Source organism: Sphingobacterium sp. UBA7625 (assembly GCF_002484085.1).
Taxonomy (GTDB): domain Bacteria; phylum Bacteroidota; class Bacteroidia; order Sphingobacteriales; family Sphingobacteriaceae; genus Sphingobacterium; species Sphingobacterium athyrii.
This window is the reverse complement of the sequence record NZ_DLJD01000018.1, coordinates 60,667-84,164: the sequence shown is the minus strand read 5'-3', so window position 1 is coordinate 84,164 and position 23,498 is coordinate 60,667. Positions and strand designations below refer to the sequence as shown.

The following is a 23,498-nucleotide window of genomic DNA, read 5'->3' as shown; positions in this document are numbered from 1 at the left end:
AAAAGTCATGAATAAAGTATTATCAGCGATTCTGATCTCAGCAGCACTCATCGGACAGACCGCTTGTCAGTCCCCGTCAGACCAGGATAGAAATATGCGAGATAACTCAGCTGATCTGAAATCAGCAGAAAAAGCAGTTTCTTTTGACGATGGCCGTTTGGTAAAGCATATGGAAATAAAGTCAGGACATACTGATACTATTTTTATTTTCGTTCATCGAGCAGATTCTGTTCGGGTAAAAATCAAAACTCCCTCAGATACGGCTAATATTCGGATTAGCCAGCTATTTTCTCCAAATGGAACAGCCGACGGACCTTTTGGGAAAGAATTGACCCATCGTTTTATTGATAGCGGACAATACTATATTACTGTCAATGAAAATAGGATGGTTGGCAATCGGTATACAGGTCCCTACGAAGTGGAGATTATTCCAAATTGAGAACGGCCTTATCATTTTGATAAGGCCGTTTCTTTTTTATGTCTCTTTAAATAAAATTATCTTTCTGTATATCAGTTTATTAATCGCTTTTTTGTTGTTTTGGAATATTGTTTGGTTCATCCCGTGTACAGTGAAACCTGTAAACATAAAAAACGATACAATGGATGTAAGAAAAAAAATGGATGAAGGACAGACAGTGGATTTTATTGCCGCTGTAATCCCTGAGTTGAATCTAAGATTAAGAAAATCCGAACTTAAAGGAGACTACAAAAATATTATAAAATTGATCTCACAGTTTGCAGAAGATGTCATTTATGTCAAGGATTTGCATCGTTTTGAATGGATTATGCAAGTCATGGCTTATGTGCATGATCGGGGAACCTCCGAACTTCAGTTTGTGATAAACGGATTACTTCCAAACACCTTCTCCAGAGTAAAAAAAGCATGCAACTCGATTGAATGGAATTACCTTGAAGCCCGCTTGCCACTTTCAATACAACGGCTTGTTTTGCCCGAAGGTACTTATGATAAAGAAAAAAACAAGCATGCTGAATATCGTCCCTATGAAAACAACTGATGTATTAATTCGGCAGACTATTCCGGCCGATTGTAAATATGCGGTTCGGATCTCCCAGGAAATGGAAGCTTCAGCGCGTGCGCGCGGTATCGGAATTGGACGAAGAAGTCCCGCGTCTATCGCTCATAAAATGTTGGAAGGAAATGCCGTTATCGCTTTGACCAAAGCTGGAGAATGGGTTGGTTATATCTATCTGGAGGTGTATGGACATGCTAGTTTTGTTTCTCATTGTGGCTTGATTGTAGCTCCAGACTGGCGCAGACATGGCATCGCAACCCAAATGAAGGAGTGTATATTTTGGTTAACACGGGAAAAGTATCCAGAGGCAAAGATATTTGGCATCACCACGACATTGGCGACTATGCGAATCAATTCAAAACTCGGGATGCGGCCGGTAACTTTCTCAGAAATAACACAGGATGCATCATTTTGGCGTAAATGTGAGCAATGTGTGAATTATCAGAATTTAAAAAATACAGGATTTAGAAACTGCTATTGTACGGCGATGATGTTTGAACCGGATATAGCATTAAACGCAAGTAAATGATGAATATAAAACAGGCTCAGGAAATAATTGTTTCGGTAGTACCATCGGTTCAAACGGAAATCTTGCGACCCGAAAATGTTGGAAATCCACTTACAATAATCAGGATTCTTACCGCTTATATTGAAAAAATGATCGCACAAGGGTGCGAAGATGAGCTAGGAAAGGCGCTGCATCTGATGGAATATATGCACGAAAAAGGAGAGTGGAGGCTTCAAAATGCGGTGGAAAATATATTTGTTTTTTCATTGGACAGTATTTTGAATGCCTGTCCCGAATCGCGCCGTGGTCAAGTGACCGGCAAGATTCCTATCGGGATTTATACGGCCTATGTCAATCAGATATATAGATCAGGCAGCTAGGCCTGATCTATATGGTCCAAACAAGATAAGAGGATTATAATCACTTAGCAGCAAATGGGCCTAATCTATCAGCACAATTCTCCCATTTATAGATTTCCAATATGCCTGCTGCAATAATTTATCTATTGAATTATTGACAATTATATCAATTTGAGCGCCAGTCTTTGAAAAGCCAAAGGCTCTTGCGGCGGCACGTACAAGATCCTCCCGCAATAGACTGAGGTTGGTATCCATGATCTCGATGAGCGCAATCTCTATTTCTTGGGGAGCAATATCTTCTATTGCCCGTTTTTCCAGACTATTGTCTCTATAGTGGGTCAGGTCGGTAGCCAATTGCCCCTGATCCCAATAAAAACTTTGATGTGAAATTTCCTCCCTTATATCCGGCAGCTTTTTTATAAGCTCACTTAGATATTGGGTAAGTTTTCCGGAGGATCTTGGGAGATCCCATAGGCGTAGTACTTTGCGAAACAGATGATTTTGACCAATTGGAGATTCTGTACGGATGATTTTCAGGATCTGATTGCTCAATGTTGCGCGATGTGTTGCATCATAAATTGATTCCGCACTAGCTGTTGCCATTGAACTGACATTGGCACTTAGATAGGGTTTCATTTTACTTGAAACAATCGCATCATCGGATATCACTGAAATATTTGCCTTTGGTTGTGGTTGTGAGGCGTCAATGATGATAGGCTCTTGTATCTTTGCGTCATTCATGATACGTTGCATTGCCGCTTGGATGTCAGCCAGTATTTTTTCTCTGTTTTTTATCCAGTCTAAGGTCCAGATGCGATAAATATTCCATCCTAAGGATTGTAGAACCTCGGGAATAAGCAACTCTCTGTCATTTGTCGTTTTTGTATTGAAATAGTTTTTTCCATCGACCAAAATTCCCAAAATATACTGTTGCGTATGCATAGGATCAACAATACCAATATCAACACGGTAGCCAGAGGTTCCGATATTTGTTTTTACTTTTATTCCATTTCGATCTAAATGGCCGGCAATAGACTGGATGAGCGTATGTTTTTCTTTATCTGGTGCAACAGTTTCCGTTGTTTGCAATATACCTCTTTCCGCAAAGTTCAAAAAGGCTTTCAGTCCTTGCACACCAGCCGAACTGGTACGGCTTAAATCGATCTGGTCCCCCTTTAGCGAAGAGAAGACACGCATTTGATATCGGGCCCGGGTGACTGCGACATTTAGTCTTCGCCAGCCACCCTCACGATTCAATGGACCGAAATTCATGGAAACTTTCCCTTCTTCATCTGGACCATAGCCAATTGAAAATAAAATGAAATCACGTTCGTCACCCTGAACATTCTCCAGGTTTTTAATGAAAATGGGTTCCTCTCCCTGCAGTGCGGTTTCCTCTAAAGTAGGGTGTTCGGAAAATAAAAGCTGTAGCAAATCTTCTATTAGATTCTGCTGTGTTTGACTAAATGTAACCACACCTAATGAACGATGGGGATGATGTTCCAAATGATGTTTTATGTATTGAATAACAGCTTCAGCTTCGTTCTGATTTGTTCTTGTTTTCCCTTTGTCATAATGGCCGTTTATAAATTGATAACTTACCTTCCTGTCCTGATCGTCATGAGAAGGAAATGTCAGCAATTTGTTTTCATAAAAGTTGGAGTTACTGAAGGAAATCAGACTTTCATGTTTACTGCGGTAATGCCGCAGCAGGTATTTGGACGGAATGGACAAGGCAAGGGTATCATCAAGGATACTCTCGAGATCCTCCAATTCCAGATTGTCTTCATCGACTTTGTTACTGGCAAAGAAACTAGTTGGCGGCATTTGTTTGGGATCCCCGACAATAATGGCCTGCTTTGCCCGTGCAAGAGCACTGATTGCCTCAGATGTCGGTAATTGTGAAGCCTCATCAAAAATAACAAGATCAAAATGATCGGTATTTACGTCGAAATATTGGGCGACCGAAATTGGACTCATCAACATACAGGGTTTTAACCGCGGAAGTAAAGTCGATATTTGGTCAAATAAACGGCGGATACTGACCCCACGCCCCCGGTTACGGATGGCTCGTTGCAAAATACCGATTTCTGAACTATGGACCGCTTCCTGGGAGAGACTCGGAATTTTGTTGCTTAGCTCCAAAATCAATTGATCCCGAACCAGTCGGGTAAATTCTTGATAAAGTGCCTTATACTGTACGATCTGAGCTTCATATACAGCTGCGTCAAAACCATTTAGAATAGTGGACTGATCCAACGATTTTATGAAGTAATTGAGATGCAGTACACTTTCCATATCTCTGCTTAATTCATTTTTATCAATCTTGTTTGATTCAAGGAGGTCAATCAGCCAGGATAATCCAAGTTTTATTCCCTGATCTTTATAATAATTGTACCTGATCCAGTCTTCAAGGCTATCTAAATGTAGTTTTATCTGGTTTAATTCTTCGACGTCCGGAATATTTGTTAAGAATGTCGAAATTTCCTGATGTTTATCCGCATACTGCTGTAGGGTAAGGATAGTGGCAGGGATCCTCAGCTTTAAGTCTACAGCCGTGAGGATGTTGATGAGCCAGGATTGGAAATTTTCAAATTTGAGATATTGCGCCAGACGATTTAGTTCTTCCAGTTCATGCAGGTTCTGTAATAATGTGTTTAAGTCAAACTGGTTACCGACAAGATAATAGCTCGTCGCTTCGTTTATGGTATTAAACTGCGGCTCGCTTAAATTCTTCGTAACGAGATCAAAGGAATTTTTTTGATTAAAGAATTGATCAACTTGTTGTTCGGAGTTGATTTTATTTGTGGCAAAACCATTTAAAAAGTTTTTTACTTTGCGCTGTTTCAGCCACTTGAACAGAAACCAGGAATGCTTTGACTGATTCCAGACAGATTCAATAGGGTTACAGTCTGTGCTGAATATTCGGTTGCCAAAATCTGTGGTAAGTACTTCTTTTAATGCTTGCTTTTGGGTTTGCAATTCAATCCAGTGATCAAGTAAATTCTTTTGACGTGGGTCAAAGTGCACATTCACGAGGGTCTGATGCGCTTGAAAATGAGCTGTTTTTTCGAGAAGTGAGCATAGAGAAGCTTTGTCTACGATCCAATTGTCCGACAGGTTCAGCTGCAGATCCGATTGGGCTTTGGTCACATGAATAGATGCCTGAACGTAATCGTCGATAGATTTTTCGATCTGATTTTTATGGGCAAAGTTCTGATCTTTCAACGGGATCAAACGCAACGGGTGCGTGTCAATAGCGGGCAAATTAGCTGTTAATTGTCCAAAGGGGATTGCCCAGTCCTGCCAGTCATTCCAGGTCTTTTTATCGATAACATCCAGTTGCAAAGGTAGCAGCCATGCTGTGTTGATTGCAATATGGTTGCTGTCTAGATAAGAGACAGAATCATACAGGCTCCATCCTACTGCGAAGGGCTGATGCAGGGCGTCTACGTAGCGACTTAATGCCGCTTTGCGCTGATCGATACGCTGGGCTTCTTCCTGAAAATCAATATGACTTTGATATTTGGGGGTTTCCAGACTCTGCTCCAGTTGCCTTAGCACATCTGATTTTTTGGATTTATTGGAGTGTAACTCCAGACAAAAGGAGCCCAGTCCAATTTTTTCCAACCGGCGATGGACCACATCCAGTGCCGCCTTTTTAGCAGCCACAAAAAGTACCTTTTTGTCATTCGCCAAAGCATCTGCGATAATATTGGTAATGGTCTGGGATTTACCCGTACCGGGAGGTCCATGTAAAACAAAGCTTTTATTTGCGTTCGAGTGCCGGACAGCTTCCAATTGCGAATTATCGGTTGGTATCGGTAATGTTAACCGCGAAGATGGCATCAGTTCCAGGTTTTCCGAATCGCCGCTAATATCCAGCATTTCTGAAAGCCTCCCGTCAATCAAGCTCTTTACAATCTTACTTTTTTCAATTTCTTCAGCATATCTGGATAAATCTTGCCATAAAATCAATTTGTTAAAAGAAAAGTTCCCTAAAACAACCTGTTCCAGGATATCCCAACCTTCCAGATTTAAAATAGACTTTCTTAAAATGGCGAGTACTTTCTGCACATCTACTCCCGATTCATCCATCGGTAGTGTCTCCAATGTACTGAGATTAAGTTTGAATTCCTGCTTGAGATATTCCAATAAGGTAATATTGATCATAGCCTCTTCCTCACGGCTTCGGAGTGTAAATTTCGTGTTAACGGATCGACGGGATAATTCTACCGGAATCAATAGGATAGGAGCGAGTCTGGCCTGCTGCTTGGTTTTGGGTTCAAACCATTTCAATAGACCAACACCCAGATACAATGTACTTTTCCCGTTTTCTTCTTCGGCTAATTTCGCATTACGGTACAAGTGTGTTAAAATGATATCCAGGTCATCCTGATGGTAATGGGTCAGCAGGCGGTTGTAGCGAAATGCGTCATCTGCGAGCTTAAATAATGGCTCGGAGAAGTGTAAAGGTGCTGAATATAGATTATAACGGCGTAAGAGCTGTTGATTGTTATTGGGGTGAATTGACAGTGATTTCCCGTTCGAAAGGTGATCTTCCAGATGGTCTATTTTCAGATCCACGATTTGCAGCATGCTTTTGGTGAACCGTAGATTTAATAGATTATTTCTGAGGGAGAGATCGAGCAACTTCCTTTCCCATATTTTTTGTTTGGTTAGCTCTTTAGCGTCACTAAGAGCTAGGTCCAGCTTGTTGTCATCTAGCGTAAAATGATCGATAGCCTGTTGTTTAGGTAGGCTTGAAGAGTTCTTTATACCTGCATTGTCCAGCTCTTCTTTTCCCGTAAAAGGTAAGGGAAGAATACCATGTGAACGGGCATGTTTGATATCGAGAGATAAGATAAAATTGTTTGCATGCAAGAGCTGTGTTTCGGCGTTGTTCATTGCCTCGCGCATGGTATACGCATTTCCACGGCACAGATGAGTAGACTCAATTAAAGCAATATCATCAATCCCATGAGCGATCCGTTTTGAAATAGCGGCCTGATCATAGTTGATTACCGCCTCTAACCGTTGGTCACTGAGCCAGACACCAATAAATGCATGACCATGCGTAACAATAAGAATCGGATTCAGATCGATCGCTTCCAAGCAGGCCGCAAATAATAGAGAAATATCAATACAGTTTCCGAATTTGGTTTCATAAATCTGATCGACCAGACGAATCCGCTGACCTTCAGTTTCGAAGCTCGGGGGCATGGCACTGTAGGTAATATTGATATTTAAAATTGCTTGGTATATCGCCGTTACTTCCTGTAGGACACGCTCCTTGCTATTGGATTGATAGCCCAAAAAGGCCGGCTTTAATCTATTTTTTTCAAGAATCTTGACCGCCTCTGCTTTAATTGTATAAATTAAATGGTGATTGGGTAAAACATAGGACGCTAACAACTCCGGATATTTACTTAATCCGCCAAAATAATCCATGGGTAACACCTTTACGGCAAACTTTTGCTGATGTAATATTTCATTTTTAGAAGAAATAGTACAGGTAATGGTGTCCATATCTTTCTCCACGAGATTCCGGATATATGGAATATTGTAGTCGAAAGCTAAATTTTCCAGCGTTACTGGAATTCCCTCCAAAAATTTATCCATATAAAATGCATAAGGGCTGAACAGCCCTATTTCAGAAGTCACCTCAATTTTAATGTGCTCGATATCTCTCGTGACCGCAGTGATTTTAATTTTTTCCACCAGGGACAGGCTATGGAAACAGAAGCTATAATTAAAGTGGGAAGCCTTCTCTATTGCAACTTGAAAACACGCATTAGTTTCGATCATTTTAAAAAAATATATTACTTTAAAGATATTGAAAATTTATTTACTCCCAATTGCTTTATGCACGAATTCGAAATGTTGTTTTAAATGTAATTTTTGGCAAAAAAGATAAAGGAGCATGCCCCTGCAACTTTTGGTGCGTCATCTTTACCCATAAATTCATCTGTTGAGGTATAGGCAATCTTCGAGATTGATTAAGTAGACGCGCTATGTAGGCATCCTTGTCGGTCAAAAAGTTTCAAAAGGAGATATTGCTCTTTGTAAGATAAATAAAAAAATGCCAATGTGATAAACATTGGCATTACCTTTACGTCCTATAAAGTTTCAGGGATGTTATTCAACTTCACCTTTATATTTGACTGTACCATCGACATATAAATCTGATTTTTTTGCATCATATTTGTAAATATCCTTTTGGTACAGGTTGTCTTCCGTTTTATCCAAAATAATGGTTGTTTTATTGTCATCTGGCAAAAATAGCTCCATTTTCGATTTATCATCGTTTACGACAACAAAAGCACTGATGACAGCATCCCCCTCTTTGGTATCAACAGGATTTAGTCGCATTCCGACATTGAACACCTGAATACATCCCTGCTTAACCTCACTCCAGGTTTGACCTGCACCTACAAGACACCCATGTTCATCTTTATCTCCGCCAATAGATGGCGTTTCTTCTTTGGCCTTATCTTCTGTGTTCTCAGCAGATTTTGATTGCTGTGTATTGTTACATCCGGCAAATAGGATCACACTCAGTGCTAGAATCGCTATTTTTTTCATTTGAATCGGTTTTTCTATGTGTTCTGATTCTGCTGTGCAATAAATATACCATATTTGTCAAATTGTACTTTTTATCTAAAAAAATTAAACGTTGCATAAATATTGTCATAGGGCAAGTTAATTTAGTACGCTGTTTATTAATATTGTCTTTCAATTGATAGGTTGCTATTCACTTGCGACGGTCAGATCTGCCGGACGCAGCAGACGATCGGAATATTAAATAGGAAAGACAATGATCAATAGATAGAATGTATTTAACCTAAAAATATAAAATATGGAAGCTGCAGACTCAAACAGAAATACCCTAGTCTCGGTTGTTTTGGTGGAAAGGCCGATTGAAGATGTCTGGGAACATTGGACCGGTGCCGGATCCATAAAACAGTGGAACATTCCATTTGATGATTGGCATTGTCCAGTAGTGACAAACGATTTCAGGGAAGGAGGGCATTTTAATTTTCGAATGGAGCGAATGGAAGACGGAGAGGGCTTTGACTATCGCGGCGTGTATGACCGAATTATCCCATTCGAATATATTGAAAGTACCAGTGCAGGGAGAAACTGCATTGTCGAATTTCAGGCAATAGATAACAATACAATTCTAAGGGAAACATTTGAACCGGATACAAAAACTCCTTTAGACCTTCAACAAAAATTCACAGACTCTGTTCTGGTCAATTTTAAAAAATTTATGGAAAGCAGATAAATTTTCCTCCTAAATAAGCCAAACTAATTAATATTGAATTATGGATATATTGAGCAATCATTCAGGCTATTCTCCAGCCAATGGAATAAAATTATATTATGAGATCTATGGAACAGGAAAACCGCTGATACTTATTCACGGCGGCGGTTCTTCTGGTTTTTTTGATTTTGAGGAAACAGTGAAACGGCTACAGAATCAGTACCAATTGATTCTGTTGGATATGCAGAATCACGGAAGATCGGCACATAGAAGAGTTCCCGAAACATTTGAGCAGGATGCAAAGGACATTGTAGCAGTATTGGATCATCTCGCCATAGCTAAAGCTTCATTTTTTGGTTTCAGTAATGGTGCGACCACTATTTTGAAACTCGCTTCTCTTTTTCCAGATCGGGTAGACCGATTGATCGCAGCTTCCGGTAATACAAAAAGGGCGGGTTTGTTAGATGGTTTTTTTGAGGGGATGTCGGCTTCAACGATCGAGGTGATGCCGCCATCGCTGAAAGAAAACTTTTTGAAATTAAATCCGGATCCCGAAGATTTTAGAAATATGTATGAAAAAGACAGCCAACGAATGATAAATTTTCGCGATTTTGAAGCCGGAGCTTTAGAAAATATATCATGTCCGGTATTTCTGATCGGAGGGGATCAGGATGTGGTGAAGGGAGAGCATTTAGCTGAAATGCAAAAACAGATCCCAGATGCCCGTCTCATGATCTTACCCGCCAACCATGGAAACTATATGATGAAAGATTTCAACGGTCAGACTGATGAAGGATTAATTGATTTTACCATTTTTCAGGTTCGAAAATTCCTGGAGGCCTAATAGCACTCTTTTGTGGCGGTGATGTATACATTAACGATCCGATTTTAGGACAGGTGATTGCTACACTTAATGGCGCATACTTCGTTCCAGACTTCGTATACGTTGTTTATTTTTTCCGTCAACGCGCGAAGCAACCGCCCAAATAGCAGCTGGTAACCAGCCCAAAATAGTGAGCTGAAGGATTAAACAGATAATTCCACTGAAAATTTTTCCTCTTAAAAAGAAGGATAACCAAGGTAGTAACACTGCGATCAAGATCATAACAATTGATTTATAAAAGAGTAATATCTTATGTTAAAATAATCTACGTTTATCTGGCTATAGATAGCTTAGATGTTCAAAGCAAAAATCGACAATAATAAGAAAGAAAGCAAATAAGAATGGTGAAAAATTGCTGCTACTTGCTTCAATATGAATGCTGTTACCAACATCGCCACTGTCGGCGTACTGAATCATTATTTGGCAAATTGATAAAAATGTTAAGAAATCTTAAAGTTTTCTGTTTCCAATCTTCTTTTGAAAATTTAGTTGAGGAGTGGCACCAATGTTGATGTTCCCCTGTCGAATATTTTTAGATGCAGTTTACAATCGAATAAATGACGGAACAAATGAAAGATAGCAAAAACATAATTGAGATTTTGGACAATAAATATAAGGCTTATTTAGAAGATGAAGGAAAATGGCTCAATGAAGGGTTCAGAAATATTTTTACCGAAGGTGAAGCCAACAGAGAAAATCTAAAAACACCAGTTTACCTGATGTTGCCCGAAGAAATTAGGGAATATGTGGATCAATTGTTATTAGATCATTTAAGTTAACAGGGAAGGGGCTAATTTACAGCAGGTTTTTCTAAATATTTAAGGTATCCTTTTTCCTTTCGGGGTTTGACGGGATTCCTTATTCCGAATCTTTTAATAGTTTGATAAATCTGCTGTTTTTCTTTTCTGCTCAGTACATTCAGCATAGTCAGCATCTCTTTGCCTTGCGTGGTTTCTAGTTCGAGTCTCGTTCCCGTCCAGATACTCGTTGTTATCCGGATATTGACAATTTGCACAAATGGAACAAAAACCAATAAATCCAAGTCCGTTATAGCCTTTTTTAATACCGGGCTACCACACATTCGCTTGAAATAAAAACCATGTATATCTGTTTTCGCTCGAATGGTCCTCTTCTTGTTTTTCAAAACCCAAAAACCGGTAAGAATACAGATAAGTTTCAATGGAATTGCTACCATGGAATATAACAAAGAGGAAATATCGATGCCTAATGGTGCTAGACCAATGAACACTAAAATAACGGCGATAGTGGCACTTTTCCTTTTTGGTCGATAATAAATCTTTTCAGACTGAACCTCATTAACCATAAGCTCTTTATCATTTTTGATAAATATAAAGGTGTAAAGTACTCCATGTATGCTGCTTTTACAACTCGTCCGAAAAGATTTTATATGTGATCATACATCAAATTGTGTTAAACTGATTGCTGATCAAGTCATTATGAACAAATGAAATTTTATCCGTCGATTGAAGAATGCAACACGACTGAACTCCTCCCGTCTTCGTTTAATGACTTTAATCAGCGGTGGTAACATACTGGACTGTCTGACATCGCAAATCTGGATGATGAGGCGAATTTCTTTTACGAGTATTTTTGCCTGTATAAATCAAAATATTTACTAAAATGAATTATCAAATTAAAAAAGCTAGCCTCGAAGACCTGGAACAGACTGCAGAACTGTTTAACCTCTACCGGATTTTTTATCGCCAGGAATCGGATCTGGAAAAAGGGAAGGTCTTTTTAAAAGAACGGTTTCTGAATAGCGAATCGGATATTTTTCTAGCGATGGTGGACAGTAAAGCGGTAGGATTTGTACAATTATATAAACTGTTTCATTACACCAAATTAGAAATGCAATGGCTGCTGAGCGACCTGTTTGTTCATCAGGACTATCGTGGTAAAGGACTCTCTGTCGCACTGATAGACCGAAGTAAACAATGGTGTACGGAAACCGGTGCCTGTGGTTTGATGCTAGAAACGGAAAAAACAAACGACATCGGCAATACGCTATATCCACGTTGCGGATTTGAATACGACGGAGCCCACAACTATTATCATTGGTGGAGTAAGAAGTAAACTATATTTTGTCTAGTCCTTAGAATCATTTGATTATCTGGACTAGACCTTCTTTATGAATTTACAATTAAGCTAGTATTTGATGCCGGTGATGATTGAGGTGGGTTACATAATCTGCCATCAAAAACGCCAATGTTAGATCATTACATTTTCGTGCTGTCAGATCTCTCGCAATCAGCGTCCTGAATAGAAATAAAAGCTGCTTGTTGAGCGATAACCATAAGTCCGTGAGTTGTTTAGTCTCTGACTGCTGATAATTTGCATTTTCGCAAAAGTCATCCTGTGCGTAAAAAATCTGCGGGTTTTCTTCAGATTGTGCTCTTATAAACCGGAGATAGTTTGTCATGGCGCTATCGATCAAGTGTCCTAAAATTTCCTTCTTGCTCCATTTTCCCGGAACTGACTTTTCATTAAATGCGACTGTATTAATGGCCGAAAGTTCAGCTGGAAAAGTATCAATGAGAACTTCAAATTCATGTATAAAATCGTTCATTTTTATTGAATATTAATATAATGCTAGTTTTATGTTATGTGATTACATGGCTTGTCACTTTTTCAAAAAAAATAATATTTTGTTTGAAATTTGATAAAAAAAATACCGAAAGTTGTATTTAGAGATAAGCTGTTATCGCTAATTTATAAATAAAAATTTACGAACAGAAATCAATTTGTTCTTACTTCCATTTCATGGTTTGGATTAATCGCATCCCTTTCTTCGGATAACGATCAATGTTTTTAAAACCAGTTTGCACGGATTGTAAATAATATTGTCAACCTAACGCTGTACTCCTTATATTTGACTATCTTTTGCCGCTGGTTTAAGATTGAAAATGAAAAGATAATTTGAGCAATTTTCCCCATGAAGCTATTTAGTTCTATACATAAAAGTCTCCTTTTTTCACTGCTTTTATCGACGTTGTTATATTCTTGTCAATCTCAGGATCCGGATGTTGTATTCTTGGATAAGTTGGATAAGTCGTTCGATGTTTCAAAGTTTTATGCTCCGAAAATAAAAAAAACGGAGTCTATATTAGCTTCTGATGTGAATAACATGGACAAGAAAGCATTAAAAGAGGTTTTTGAAACCGCCATGTTCAAAAAAGATACCATGGCAATTTTTGATAGCGAAGGAAGTTTGCCGACGCCATTTTATGTGGAGTCTACCTCGGGCTGGGGTACGAAGAAATTAAAACCGAAGAAATATTATGGCTATCGCTATACAACGGTGTCCTACAACGAAGAGAAGGATACCTTGGCCATGCTGAATGGTGTCGCTTTTCCCTCACTGGCTATGGGGGAAAATAACGATGGTAAATTCGCTTATTTATCGGCGAGCAAAACCTCAAAAAATATGGCCGATTTCCAAAATCTTCAGAATTTTCTACAAAAAGCATACACGCCTCTCAACCTATCAAAAGAAGCCGGGTTTGGGGTAAAAGGCTGGGAAAGTCCGGATTTCTATTATTTTTTAACTAAAAAAGATAGAACGGAAGAACAGATTTTCTCTTTTGGTGAATCCGAAGATGAAGGTCCGACTACAACAGCCATTTCTGATATACTTTTGGAAATTTTTAGTAAAGAATATATTCAGGATATGCGGAAAGAACAGGTTTATTTGAAGGATTATATTCCTGTTGTTAAATGATAAACGATTCGTTTGAACGGCAGCGATAAAACGTTTTTTCAAATTTGTTTATATTTACGTCCTTGCTTTAGGAAATCAATCAAACTATTCTTATTATTTCTATGTCTAATACAGCAGTTTCTACTTCCGCGTATGCCGATACCAAACCACATTATACTGTGCTCGACGGCCTGCGTGGTGTTGCAGCTATCACAGTCGTATGCTTCCATATTTTTGAAGCCTTTGCAACCAGCCACCTGGATCAACGTATTAACCACGGTTATTTAGCAGTCGATTTTTTCTTTATGCTCTCTGGATTTGTTGTCGGTTATGCTTATGATGACCGTTGGAGAACGATGACGACAATGGATTTTATCAAACGCCGGATTATAAGGCTTCATCCCATGGTTGTTATGGGGGCGATCATTGGCGCTTTGATGTTTTATTCTCAGGGCTGTTCGGTGTGGGATGTATCCAAGGTGACTGTTTCGGCTTTATTGCTGGCTACGGTATTGAACGCACTGTTGATCCCTGCTCTGCCTGGACATGAAGTAAGAGGCCTAGGGGAGATGTTTCCACTTAACGGCCCGAGCTGGTCTTTATTTTTTGAATATATCGGTAATGTTCTTTATGTTTTGGTCATCCGTAAATTTTCAACAAAAGCACTTGGCGGGCTCGTCGTCGCTGCAGCATGTGGATTGGCTGTTTTTGCGATCTGGGGCCCATTGGGTGATATCTGTGCAGGGTTTTCGCTGACAGGAATGGAGTTCACAGCCGGATCATTACGTCTTTTATTTTCTTTTACCGCAGGTTTATTTCTATCTCGAGTATTTAAACCTGTTCGGATAAAAGGGGCATTTTGGATCTGTAGTATTATCCTTGTTTCACTTTTGGCGATTCCGCGTATCGGGGGAGCTGAAAATCTCTGGATGAATGGACTCTATGATACGTTGTGCTGTGTGCTGGTTTTTCCACTGCTGGTTGTTCTGGGGGCTTCCGGAAAGGGAGGTATTTTTACGAACAAACTGTCTAAATTCTTGGGAGACATCTCTTACCCTTTGTATATGGTGCACTATCCCTTTATCTATTTGTATTACACTTGGGTAAAAAATGAAAACCTCAGCTTTGAGGAATCATTGCCCGGTGCAGCAGCGGTTGTAATCGGTAGTATTGTGCTCGCTTATATTTGTTTAAAACTATACGATATCCCTGTGCGAAAATATCTGACCCAGCGATTTTTAAAATCAAAGGGAAATCATTCGAATTAAACGCAAGATAGGCCAATAGACAATTTCGTGTCAACTGGCCTATTTTCTTTTTAAACGATTATTTTTGAAATGCTCCAATGGAAATGCGATTTGCCTCAATTCTTGCCTGTCCACTCAAATCCAATTCACCATGGATTGCTTCACCAATAAAATTCCCTTTGGCAAGGGCAGGAGATGAGTGCCGTAATCCAAAATCTGCTTGTGTCGTTGATATAAACCCCGGGTCCTGTCCAAAGATTGTATGTGTATCGCCAATAAGGGTTGATTTCCAGGTTTGTTGATCCCGGATGACTTTCCCATTCCATATCCACTGACCTTCTCCGGTACTGAAGTATAAATTGTAGTCAATCGCATTGGATTTACCCGTATTGGTATATTTATGAATAAATACACTATTAGGATGTGCTACAATAATATTATTTTGGATGATGTTTTCTGTACAGTTCTCAACAAGTCGTATTTCACCTTCAATTTCATCAAAATACCCTTTGTCGATATTGTTGTGAAATAAGGTATTATTCACAACATAGCACTTCAGCGTACCACCACCGGTGTAATTTAGGTAACCGCCTAAGCTTATCCCCGCGAGTGAATTGTGATAAACTTTGTTATTTCTTACGATACAGTCACGTGTCGGAAAATGATCAGTTTCACTGACTAGCCCGATTCCGCGCCCACAGCGATAGACACTGTTTCTTTCAACAATGATATCCCGGGCTCCGTCGATGTAAATTCCAATGGCCCCATTGTGCTGGGCAAATGCAGGGATAGGACCAGTTCTACCATCGATATCATAAACTTCGTTTTGGCTGATCAGTCCATTACGTACATAGTTCAGGTTTGCTGTAGCATTGGCGGCATATCCTCCGGCTGCAACAATACCAATATTTTCGCCATTGTATACCTTATTCCGTCTGATAATAAAGCCATCGACATATCCATTGATGGTGAGATTCTCGGAATAACCGGTATTGCAGTCATGGATCGTATTATCCTCCACAATAATATCCTGTAACGCCTCGTTGGTATTGCCGATGACCAGAATACCATGCCCACTTCTGCCATCCTGTGGGCTGGTATTGTTCTCGATATGATGAACCCTGTTATTTCGTATGGTTATGTTTTTTGAACCCTGGTCAATAATAATCCCATTCACATCATTGCCCTTGGCTTGTGTTTTAAAATTTCGGATTTCAAAACCGTCAAACTGAATAAATCGGGCATTTCTGATCGTTACCAATGCTTCTGTGCCCGAAATGGATAGTCCCTCGCCATCAATGGCCACAGCTTCGTTGGGATAGGGCTTTATCGTAATGAGTTTTGCTGAACTTCCCGATTTTGAAATCAGTACTTTCTCATGGTAAGCACCTTCACGCACAAAAATGGTGTCGCCCGGTGATATTGCATCTAAAGCGCGTGCGATAGTACGAAAGGGCTTGCTCTCGGTACCCTTGTTCTGGTCATTACCGGTGACCGAAACGTACCTGCTTTTTTGAAGGGTTGAGTCGGTCTGAATAGGTTCGGGATGATCAGCATGATTGCATGCCGCGCACAATAGCAAACCTTGCAATAGTGCGTAGCTCAACGAAAATAGAGGCTTAAAAATCATATAAAGTCATTTGAAATTTGAAGAAGCTGTCGAAGGCATAAAAGCGGAGCTTCTGAGGATGCATGAATTGAAAACATGTTGTCGGGGACACAAACAAAAATCAAGAAAAAGAGGGGTGTCCGATGGTTCTATTTCGGACACCCCTTAGGTTATTCAGATATGATCTTTCGGACACTATTATTTTTCTTGTCGATGACATAGACTGTACCATTTTTATCTACAGCCACACCTTCAGGCACATTAAATGAGGCGGCCTCGCCGACGGCGTTTGTAAAACCTGCGATGTTAGATCCCGCAAATGTGCTTACCTGGAATGTTTTGCCATCCACAAAACGAACGCTCTGATCGGGAGAACCGCTATCGCCGCCTGCAGTACCGTTTCCGGCAACATACACATTGTTTTGGCTGTCAGCCGCAATACCCCAAGGGAGTGCAAATTCAGCCGCCGTACTAACACCATTTTTATAACCATATTTACCGGAACCGACAATGATAGTAGGCTTCCAGGTTTTGGGGTCATATTTTCTGATTTGGTTGTCGCCATGTAGACAGATGTATAGGCTGCCATCCGGACCGCAGGCCATACCTGCTGGAAAATTCAATCCATCAATGACGGTCGTTACTGCTGTACCATCTGTATTTAACTGATAAATAGGAGCAGGGGAGGTCACAGAATTATAATATAGCTTTTTTGACACTCGGTCATAAGCAATAAACCAAGGCTCTCTTGCGGCCCAGGCGACGACCTTTGCCGTCCCATCGGGTGTTATCTTGCGGATATCCCAGTTTCCCGGATCAACAGCGTATAAGTTCCCCTGTTCATCGATGGTTAATCCATAAGGAAGGCTGAAGCGTGCCTCTCCACCTTTTCCGTCCGCCATACCGGCATTACTTGGGGATCCGGCTAAAGTACTGACGTTTCCGGCAGGATCGATTTTACGGATACAGTGGTTGCCAGGGTCAGTGACATAGACATTTAACGCATCATCTACAGCAATACCGCCACTGCGATACCAGGACTCACCACCAAAATTGAACTTCGCATCAGCACCTTTTCCGTTGAGGAAGCCTGCTGTACCATTGCCCGCCAAGGTACTGACCGTTCTTTTGTAGATATAGCTGTAGCTATCTTTGGATGTCCCAGTTTTCCCCCCAATAGTGACTTCAATAGGTCCGCTACCAGCTCTTTTAGGGATTATGGCCATGATTTGGGTGCCATTTGCGCCAATGACTTTTAACGGTATACCATTGAGTTTAACGGAAATCGCAGCTGTGTCCGTTGTAAAGTTCTCCCCATTGATCAGAACTTCTGTTCCATAGACACCTTGCTTTGGAAGGAAATCCGTGACAACAATGGCCGCATTGGGATCATGTGTTGCACCCATATGATCTTTCTTACATGAAAATATTCCCGCCAATATCACAAAGGAGAGGAGGGGGAAGAATAAAATCCTTTTATATATTAATTTCATAAATAGTAAAAATTAAAATTCAAACCTTAATTACCAGCCTGGATTTTGAACAAGCGCCGAGTTCTTGTCGATATCATCCTGTAAAATAGGGAATAGATACATTTTATCATCCCAGTATCTGTTTTGTAATAAGTTTCTCTTATAGAAGTCCTGATAAAAAAATCCCTGATTGTTATCGTTTGACGCGATACTCATCCGGTATATTGCCCGGGAGGCTGGGTTTCCCATCATCAGTCGACGAATGAGCGTGAAATAACGGTCGCCCTCAAAAGCCAGCTCAATTTGTCGCTCGCGAAGAATCCATTTACGTTGTTCGTCTTTATTGCCTACCACCTGCGGATAGACTGCTTCCAATTTAGGTAAACCGGCCCGTTGACGTATCAGGTTCAGATAGGTCAGAATATCAGGATGGCTCGGATTAACTTCATTTAGCGATTCGGCATAATTTAAATAGATTTCGGCCAAACGGATATGAATATACGGACGATATGCGGGACGATCCTGGCGAATATTAGTGGCTGGACTGATATTTTTCTGTGCAAGGTATCCTGTTTTATCGGCACTATTTGAATTCTGGACCAAACCGGCTTTTCCCGAATAATAAAACTCGGCTCTTCCGCGTCCATCCTTGTTGCCGTCCGACGAAAAGAAGTTGCGGTCATCGGCTGTCGGTGCGGGTAGGATAGGCTTACCATTGTAGAGAATATTGACGTAAAATCGCGCTTCCCGGTTTACATACATATTTGAATTGCCAGCGATGTAACCTCTATTGACGCCATCGCGGCTCTTGCCCCAGTCGGCTGGATCATCCGTTGCTACAAAGCCATCCTCCCGATAACCAGAGCTGGGATCGTCAATAGTCTTGCCATTACGCATCAGGTGGGCATCTACCACATTTTGTGTGGCATTCATCATCGCAATCCCAGCGGGTTCAGGTGCACTTCGTTTCTCATGTCCCCATTGCCAGGTGTCCGCTTTGTGCGTGGAAAAAATAATCTCACTATTCCAGTTGGTTAAAAAGAGGTTACGGAAAGACAGGTAAGGATCGAATTTTGAATCTCCTTCATCCAGATTGGTAAAGAGCTTATAGGCATTTAAGTCAATAACAGCTTTTGCGGCATCAGCAGCCAATTGCCATTTATTGGCATCGTTCTGCAGTGGGGCAAGTGCCTTACCATCCTTGTTTTTGAAATTTGCAAATCGTGGATTTCCATTCCATAAGGGACTTGCAGCCCATAGCGCCACCTGTGATTTTATGGCCAAACAGGTTCCTTTGCTTGGACGACCATAATTGGAGGAGGCGGACCATACCACAGGAAGGTCTGCTGCAGCAAGATCCATCATGCTATTGATGTAATCGACACATTCCTGAAATGAATTGCGGGGATATTTGTTGAAATCTTCGTTCAAACCCAATGTCCCTTTCAACAATACCGCTGGGCCATATTGACGTAGCAATTTCCAATAGTACCAGCCCCGTAAGAACCTAGCTTCGGCTTTGTATTGTACTTTAAGTTCTGTACTCAATGCGCCTTCAGGAACCTTGTCGATGTTTTCCTCAAAAATAAATGACTGCCTAATGGCAGTGTATGCGTTATTCCAATAATGCTGCCAGTACATGCTTTGTGGATTCCAGTTCCCGACAGCCATTTGCCGAACGTTCACAACGGGTATATTACAGGAGGTTTCATCGCTGGCACCAAGGGTCGTAAAATCGTCTACCGGTGTTTCGATATAACTATAGATCTGGTTTAAGTAAGATTCTGCATTGGCCCGGGTCTCCCAAACCATGTCTGAAGTGAGGAGGTTATCCGGTTTTTTGTCTAAATAATTACAGCTTTGCATATTTTGGCATAAGGCTAGCGCTAATAGACCTGATGCAATATATTTTGGTGATATCTGTTTCATGGTTATTGTATAGATTTAGATTAAAACTGTGCCCGAACGCCGAAGGTGATCATACGATTTAATGGATATTTGGCACCGTTGCTTCCCAATTCGGGATCCCAGAGCTTGAATTTGCTAAATGTTAGGAGGTTTTGGCCCGATGAATACACATAAAGTGACGTGAAACCAAGTTTGTCCAATCCTTTTGCTTTAATAGTATAGCCCACAGAAGCCTGTTTCATGCGTATATAAGCCCCATCTTTTAACCAATGTGTACTGTTGATGTAATTGTTGTCACTGCCACTGGCCATTGTTAGACGTGGGTAGTAAGCATCCTGACGTGGATTTTCTGCGGTCCAACGGTCTTCAACAATGGACATGGTATTGTTGGGGTAGATTCCCAGACCCGAAAAAGGGAGGACTCCGACACCATTGACGCCCATTCCTTTTCCGGGAATTTCGCTACCATTGGCCATGATACCTACGTCAGCAACCCCTTGAAAGAATAGGGAAAGGTCAAAGTTTTTATACGAAACAGAAAAACCGGCACCATATAGCCATGAAGGAAACCAGGATTTTCCAAGGTAGGTTCTGTCATAAGGATCAATTATATTATCGTCCTCGGCATTTAAGTTTTTGTAACGGATATCTCCGGGTGATACTGGGCTAAACTTTTGCTGCGGGGCGGATTCTATCTCTTCTTTACTCGTAAAGTAGCCCAAGGCAATATGCCCCTGATATTCGCCATAGCGTGTTCCTGTCTTGGACTGATAACCGTAGCGTCTGAGGGGTTCATCCGCATATACTATTTTATTGCGGCTATAGGTGACATTACCAAAAAGGCGTAGCCCAACATCCCCAAAGTTATCGTTATACTCAACACTGGCGTCCATGCCTTTATTGTCCATCTCACCTATATTGGCATAAACAAGAAGACTATTATAACCGGCTATGGAAGAAATGGATTGTCTCTCGATAAGAATGTTTTTTCGACGCTCGGCGAAACCATCAAAGATCAGGTTGAGCTTGTTCCATAATCCGATTTCAAGACCGATGCCGGTTTTATAGGATTTTTCCCAGGTGAGATTCTCGACACCCAATATTCTCTCCGTTTTTCCGCCGACCAAATTTCCATTGAGACCAAAACCTGTAGAGCCGCCACCACCGATCTGCGTTAAGTAAGGGAAGCGATTTTCAGCATTACCAATATTATCGTTACCGACAACACCATAGGATCCCCTGATTTTTAATAAACTAAATGTCTTTTTCAAAGGCTCAAAAAAATCTTCATTGGAAATCACCCAGCCAGCCGAAGCGGAAGGAAACAGGCCAAACTTATTGCCCTTCTCGAAATTTTCAGATCCCGTATAGCCCGCGTTAACTTCTACAAGGTATTTATCACGAAATCCGTAGTTAATCCTTCCGGCGAGACTTTGATTGCGATAGGGGATGGATCCAACAACGTCACCTGCCAAACTGACCAAACGGTTACGCATATTATAAAGAAACATCCCACCGATTTTGTGATCATTGAAGGTCCGGTCATAATTTAAATTACCTTCAAGATACATAACGCGTTGGCCAAAAGATTCTTTACTATAGTCCAAAAATTGCTGACCGACTCTGCTTTGGTTAAAAATGAATTCCCCTTCAGGTGTTCTGCCCGTCGCCTGCCATAAATCATTTTTCCCTGAGCGACGGTTGTTGAATTCACCATAACTGTCAAATGAGAACCGGGCATAGGCGGATAATCCTTCCGTAATTGCGTCTAATTTTTGATTAATGGTCAGTACCGACTGCACAATGGGTTTAAATTCGCTGGAATAACCATTGTTTTGTACTTCATTTAATGGGTTTGCGCCACCACCACTCAGTGGTCCGGCCCATTTACCGTCCGGATATTGAATCGGATAGGCAACGGGCGTCGTCGCATAGGCCAAATACCACAAATCACCGGCACCGATACCGGGGTAGCGGGAGTTAACCAACATTCCCGTTAAGTTGAGCTGAACGGAGGTGGTTTTTGATAAATTGACATCCACATTACTCCGGAAATCATAGCGTTTGAAATCGAGATTCGGATTGTAATTGTTTAAGTTGCTTACCTTATAAGGGCCTGTTTGATTATAGTACGATCCCGAAATATAATATTTCATCGATTCACCACCACCGGTAATATTGATGTTGGCATTGGTGAGCATGGAATTCTTCTTATAGACTTCATCAATCCAGTTTACATTCGGGTACATATAAGGATCCAGTCCACTTTTCGTTTTTTGGATCAACTCATCAGAATAGGTTGGGGTCGAGCCCATATTTTTTCTTGCTTCATTCTGTAGTTCCATATATTTTACGCCATCCAGCATTTGTGGCGTTTTTGTAAAACCTGAGAAGCCTGTTTCTGCCTTAAAGGAAATCTTTGGTTTACCGGCAACACCTCTTTTGGTGGTAATAATCAAAACACCGTTGGCGCCCTTAGCTCCATACATGGCCGTAGATGAAGCATCTTTCAATAGGGAAATACTGGAAATATCTTCGGGATCAATATTATTGAAAGATCCACCGAAACCGCCATTGACATCATCACGTTGCACACCATCGATGATAATTAGTGGAGACGAATTACCGGCGTAGGTCCCGATCCCACGGATTGTAAAATTTGAATTATCATAACCGGGTTCACCACTGGACTGCACGGAGATAATACCGGCGACTTTACCAGCTAAAGCATTTGATAAATTGGGAACCGGTGTACGCATATCGGCCATATTTACCGAACTTACGGCACCCGTAACATTGATTTTTTTCTGTGTACCATAACCTACAACAACAACATCATCCAGATTATTATTGGCCAATGCCAAGGTTATATTTAAATGGTCCTTGTTATCTGCTGGTCGTTCAATAGGTTCATAGCCTACGTATGTAAATGTCAAGATCACCTGGCCGGATCCGGATGGTGGGGCGATGGTAAAATCTCCCTTGCCGTCGGTTGTCGTTGTGATCTGGGTATTTTTTATACGTACGGTAACACCGGCTAATGGGTTTCCCTGTTGATCTTTGACTGAGCCATTGATGGCTTTTTGATTTTCGGTAATCTCTGCGGTACGAGCTACTCCCGTCGATTCTTTTGGACGTATTATTAAGGTCTTTTTGATGACTTCAAACTCAAGTGCCTGATTTCGAAACAAGGCTGTCAGCGCTTCATTTAACGTGGCATTCTCCAGATTGAGGGTGACAGGGCTTGCTTTCTTGATCAGCTTTGAATCATAAAGCAGGTCAAGCTGCGCCTGTTTGCTGATTTCTGCGAGAACAAGATCGACCTTACTATTTTTAAAATGTAGGTTCATTTTTTGGCTATAAACCGGAGTTTTAGCCTGAACAACGCCAAAAAATGCGAGCAGTAGATAGAACTTCATAATCAATAGGGTCTTAATTAAGAACATATGCTGTTCTTTTCCCAGTATTATTTTCATAATTTTGTTTAGAATTA

General features: G+C 40.8%; 19 protein-coding genes. 10 read left to right on the top strand and 9 right to left on the bottom strand.

Annotation, left to right across the window (positions count from 1 at the left end; translation table 11 throughout):
- The first annotated feature begins 7 nt into the window (after positions 1 to 7).
- The 4 genes from B4G94_RS06700 to B4G94_RS06685 all read left to right on the top strand — a co-directional run bounded on the left by B4G94_RS06700 (position 8) and on the right by B4G94_RS06685 (position 1,922).
- Positions 8 to 439, top strand: coding sequence for a hypothetical protein (locus B4G94_RS06700; protein WP_286857884.1), 432 nt, complete (start codon positions 8 to 10; stop codon positions 437 to 439).
- A 160-nt stretch (positions 440 to 599) separates the two neighbouring features.
- Positions 600 to 1,016, top strand: a complete 417-nt coding sequence (locus B4G94_RS06695; protein ID WP_286857883.1) for a hypothetical protein — start codon at positions 600 to 602, stop codon at positions 1,014 to 1,016.
- Entirely contained in the window at positions 1,003 to 1,563 is a 561-nt protein-coding gene (locus B4G94_RS06690; RefSeq protein ID WP_286857882.1) for a GNAT family N-acetyltransferase, read from the top strand. The genes B4G94_RS06695 and B4G94_RS06690 overlap by 14 nt, the downstream gene beginning before the upstream one ends.
- A complete protein-coding gene (locus B4G94_RS06685; RefSeq protein ID WP_286857881.1) occupies positions 1,560 to 1,922 on the top strand; it encodes a DUF7674 family protein in 363 nt (120 codons plus the stop codon). The genes B4G94_RS06690 and B4G94_RS06685 overlap by 4 nt, the downstream gene beginning before the upstream one ends.
- Before the next feature lie 60 nt (positions 1,923 to 1,982).
- On the opposite strand, the gene B4G94_RS06680 is transcribed toward B4G94_RS06685, so the two are convergent.
- Together B4G94_RS06680 and B4G94_RS06675 are read right to left on the bottom strand one after the other, a co-directional pair.
- Complete coding sequence (locus tag B4G94_RS06680) at positions 1,983 to 7,622, bottom strand: DUF3320 domain-containing protein (protein WP_286857880.1); 5,640 nt, start codon at positions 7,620 to 7,622, stop codon at positions 1,983 to 1,985.
- Positions 7,623 to 8,039: 417 nt separating this feature from the next.
- Entirely contained in the window at positions 8,040 to 8,486 is a 447-nt protein-coding gene (locus B4G94_RS06675; protein WP_286857879.1) for a hypothetical protein, read from the bottom strand.
- A 274-nt stretch (positions 8,487 to 8,760) separates the two neighbouring features.
- Here B4G94_RS06675 and B4G94_RS06670 point away from each other — a divergent pair, with 274 nt between their 5' ends.
- Both B4G94_RS06670 and B4G94_RS06665 read left to right on the top strand, forming a co-directional pair.
- Positions 8,761 to 9,189 carry an SRPBCC domain-containing protein gene (locus B4G94_RS06670; protein WP_286857878.1) on the top strand — a complete coding sequence of 143 codons (429 nt, stop codon included), beginning with the start codon at positions 8,761 to 8,763 and terminating at the stop codon, positions 9,187 to 9,189.
- 40 nt (positions 9,190 to 9,229) lie between these two features.
- On the top strand, positions 9,230 to 10,012 hold the full coding sequence (locus B4G94_RS06665; RefSeq protein ID WP_286857876.1) for an alpha/beta fold hydrolase: 783 nt from the start codon (positions 9,230 to 9,232) through the stop codon (positions 10,010 to 10,012).
- A 66-nt stretch (positions 10,013 to 10,078) separates the two neighbouring features.
- On the opposite strand, the gene B4G94_RS06660 is transcribed toward B4G94_RS06665, so the two are convergent.
- On the bottom strand, positions 10,079 to 10,273 hold the full coding sequence (locus B4G94_RS06660; protein ID WP_108632126.1) for a YqaE/Pmp3 family membrane protein: 195 nt from the start codon (positions 10,271 to 10,273) through the stop codon (positions 10,079 to 10,081).
- A gap of 347 nt (positions 10,274 to 10,620) precedes the next feature.
- On the opposite strand from B4G94_RS06660, the gene B4G94_RS06655 reads away from it, so the two are divergent.
- On the top strand, positions 10,621 to 10,830 hold the full coding sequence (locus B4G94_RS06655; protein ID WP_146190958.1) for a hypothetical protein: 210 nt from the start codon (positions 10,621 to 10,623) through the stop codon (positions 10,828 to 10,830).
- 11 nt (positions 10,831 to 10,841) lie between these two features.
- Here the strand turns inward: B4G94_RS06655 and B4G94_RS06650 are convergent, their stop codons facing one another.
- Positions 10,842 to 11,375, bottom strand: a complete 534-nt coding sequence (locus B4G94_RS06650; protein WP_286857874.1) for a hypothetical protein — start codon at positions 11,373 to 11,375, stop codon at positions 10,842 to 10,844.
- Between the two features lie 317 nt (positions 11,376 to 11,692).
- On the opposite strand from B4G94_RS06650, the gene B4G94_RS06645 reads away from it, so the two are divergent.
- Complete coding sequence (locus B4G94_RS06645; RefSeq protein WP_286857872.1) at positions 11,693 to 12,145, top strand: GNAT family N-acetyltransferase; 453 nt, start codon at positions 11,693 to 11,695, stop codon at positions 12,143 to 12,145.
- 67 nt (positions 12,146 to 12,212) lie between these two features.
- On the opposite strand, the gene B4G94_RS06640 is transcribed toward B4G94_RS06645, so the two are convergent.
- Positions 12,213 to 12,638, bottom strand: coding sequence for a DinB family protein (locus B4G94_RS06640; protein ID WP_108632122.1), 426 nt, complete (start codon positions 12,636 to 12,638; stop codon positions 12,213 to 12,215).
- 558 nt (positions 12,639 to 13,196) lie between these two features.
- On the opposite strand from B4G94_RS06640, the gene B4G94_RS06635 reads away from it, so the two are divergent.
- Together B4G94_RS06635 and B4G94_RS06630 are read left to right on the top strand one after the other, a co-directional pair.
- Positions 13,197 to 13,790: a hypothetical protein gene (locus B4G94_RS06635; RefSeq protein ID WP_286857870.1), complete on the top strand. Its 594-nt coding sequence runs from the start codon at positions 13,197 to 13,199 to the stop codon at positions 13,788 to 13,790.
- Between the two features lie 101 nt (positions 13,791 to 13,891).
- Positions 13,892 to 15,037 (top strand): acyltransferase family protein, encoded by a 1,146-nt coding sequence (locus B4G94_RS06630; protein WP_286857868.1) that lies wholly within the window; start codon positions 13,892 to 13,894, stop codon positions 15,035 to 15,037.
- A gap of 58 nt (positions 15,038 to 15,095) precedes the next feature.
- Here B4G94_RS06630 and B4G94_RS06625 read toward each other — a convergent pair whose 3' ends face one another.
- From B4G94_RS06625 to B4G94_RS06610, 4 genes are all read right to left on the bottom strand, one after another.
- Positions 15,096 to 16,646, bottom strand: a complete 1,551-nt coding sequence (locus tag B4G94_RS06625) for a DUF1565 domain-containing protein (RefSeq protein WP_286857867.1) — start codon at positions 16,644 to 16,646, stop codon at positions 15,096 to 15,098.
- Positions 16,647 to 16,795: 149 nt separating this feature from the next.
- Positions 16,796 to 18,118, bottom strand: coding sequence for an IPT/TIG domain-containing protein (locus B4G94_RS06620; protein WP_286857865.1), 1,323 nt, complete (start codon positions 18,116 to 18,118; stop codon positions 16,796 to 16,798).
- Positions 18,119 to 18,148: 30 nt separating this feature from the next.
- Complete coding sequence (locus B4G94_RS06615) at positions 18,149 to 20,026, bottom strand: RagB/SusD family nutrient uptake outer membrane protein (RefSeq protein ID WP_286857863.1); 1,878 nt, start codon at positions 20,024 to 20,026, stop codon at positions 18,149 to 18,151.
- 20 nt (positions 20,027 to 20,046) lie between these two features.
- Positions 20,047 to 23,481, bottom strand: a complete 3,435-nt coding sequence (locus tag B4G94_RS06610) for a TonB-dependent receptor (protein ID WP_286857862.1) — start codon at positions 23,479 to 23,481, stop codon at positions 20,047 to 20,049.
- Positions 23,482 to 23,498: the final 17 nt, after the last annotated feature.

Excerpts from the sequence above, each read along its gene's own strand:
- B4G94_RS06700 (WP_286857884.1), top strand. The coding sequence starts at position 8 with ATGAATAAAGTATTATCAGCGATTCTGATCTCAGCAGCACTCATCGGA.
- B4G94_RS06695 (WP_286857883.1), top strand. The coding sequence starts at position 600 with ATGGATGTAAGAAAAAAAATGGATGAAGGACAGACAGTGGATTTTATT.
- B4G94_RS06690 (WP_286857882.1), top strand. The coding sequence starts at position 1,003 with ATGAAAACAACTGATGTATTAATTCGGCAGACTATTCCGGCCGATTGT.
- B4G94_RS06685 (WP_286857881.1), top strand. The coding sequence starts at position 1,560 with ATGATGAATATAAAACAGGCTCAGGAAATAATTGTTTCGGTAGTACCA.
- B4G94_RS06675 (WP_286857879.1), bottom strand. The coding sequence starts at position 8,486 with ATGAAAAAAATAGCGATTCTAGCACTGAGTGTGATCCTATTTGCCGGA.
- B4G94_RS06670 (WP_286857878.1), top strand. The coding sequence starts at position 8,761 with ATGGAAGCTGCAGACTCAAACAGAAATACCCTAGTCTCGGTTGTTTTG.
- B4G94_RS06665 (WP_286857876.1), top strand. The coding sequence starts at position 9,230 with ATGGATATATTGAGCAATCATTCAGGCTATTCTCCAGCCAATGGAATA.
- B4G94_RS06660 (WP_108632126.1), bottom strand. The coding sequence starts at position 10,273 with ATGATCTTGATCGCAGTGTTACTACCTTGGTTATCCTTCTTTTTAAGA.
- B4G94_RS06655 (WP_146190958.1), top strand. The coding sequence starts at position 10,621 with ATGAAAGATAGCAAAAACATAATTGAGATTTTGGACAATAAATATAAG.
- B4G94_RS06650 (WP_286857874.1), bottom strand. The coding sequence starts at position 11,375 with ATGGTTAATGAGGTTCAGTCTGAAAAGATTTATTATCGACCAAAAAGG.
- B4G94_RS06645 (WP_286857872.1), top strand. The coding sequence starts at position 11,693 with ATGAATTATCAAATTAAAAAAGCTAGCCTCGAAGACCTGGAACAGACT.
- B4G94_RS06640 (WP_108632122.1), bottom strand. The coding sequence starts at position 12,638 with ATGAACGATTTTATACATGAATTTGAAGTTCTCATTGATACTTTTCCA.
- B4G94_RS06635 (WP_286857870.1), top strand. The coding sequence starts at position 13,197 with ATGGACAAGAAAGCATTAAAAGAGGTTTTTGAAACCGCCATGTTCAAA.
- B4G94_RS06630 (WP_286857868.1), top strand. The coding sequence starts at position 13,892 with ATGTCTAATACAGCAGTTTCTACTTCCGCGTATGCCGATACCAAACCA.
- B4G94_RS06625 (WP_286857867.1), bottom strand. The coding sequence starts at position 16,646 with ATGATTTTTAAGCCTCTATTTTCGTTGAGCTACGCACTATTGCAAGGT.
- B4G94_RS06620 (WP_286857865.1), bottom strand. The coding sequence starts at position 18,118 with ATGAAATTAATATATAAAAGGATTTTATTCTTCCCCCTCCTCTCCTTT.
- B4G94_RS06615 (WP_286857863.1), bottom strand. The coding sequence starts at position 20,026 with ATGAAACAGATATCACCAAAATATATTGCATCAGGTCTATTAGCGCTA.
- B4G94_RS06610 (WP_286857862.1), bottom strand. The coding sequence starts at position 23,481 with ATGAAAATAATACTGGGAAAAGAACAGCATATGTTCTTAATTAAGACC.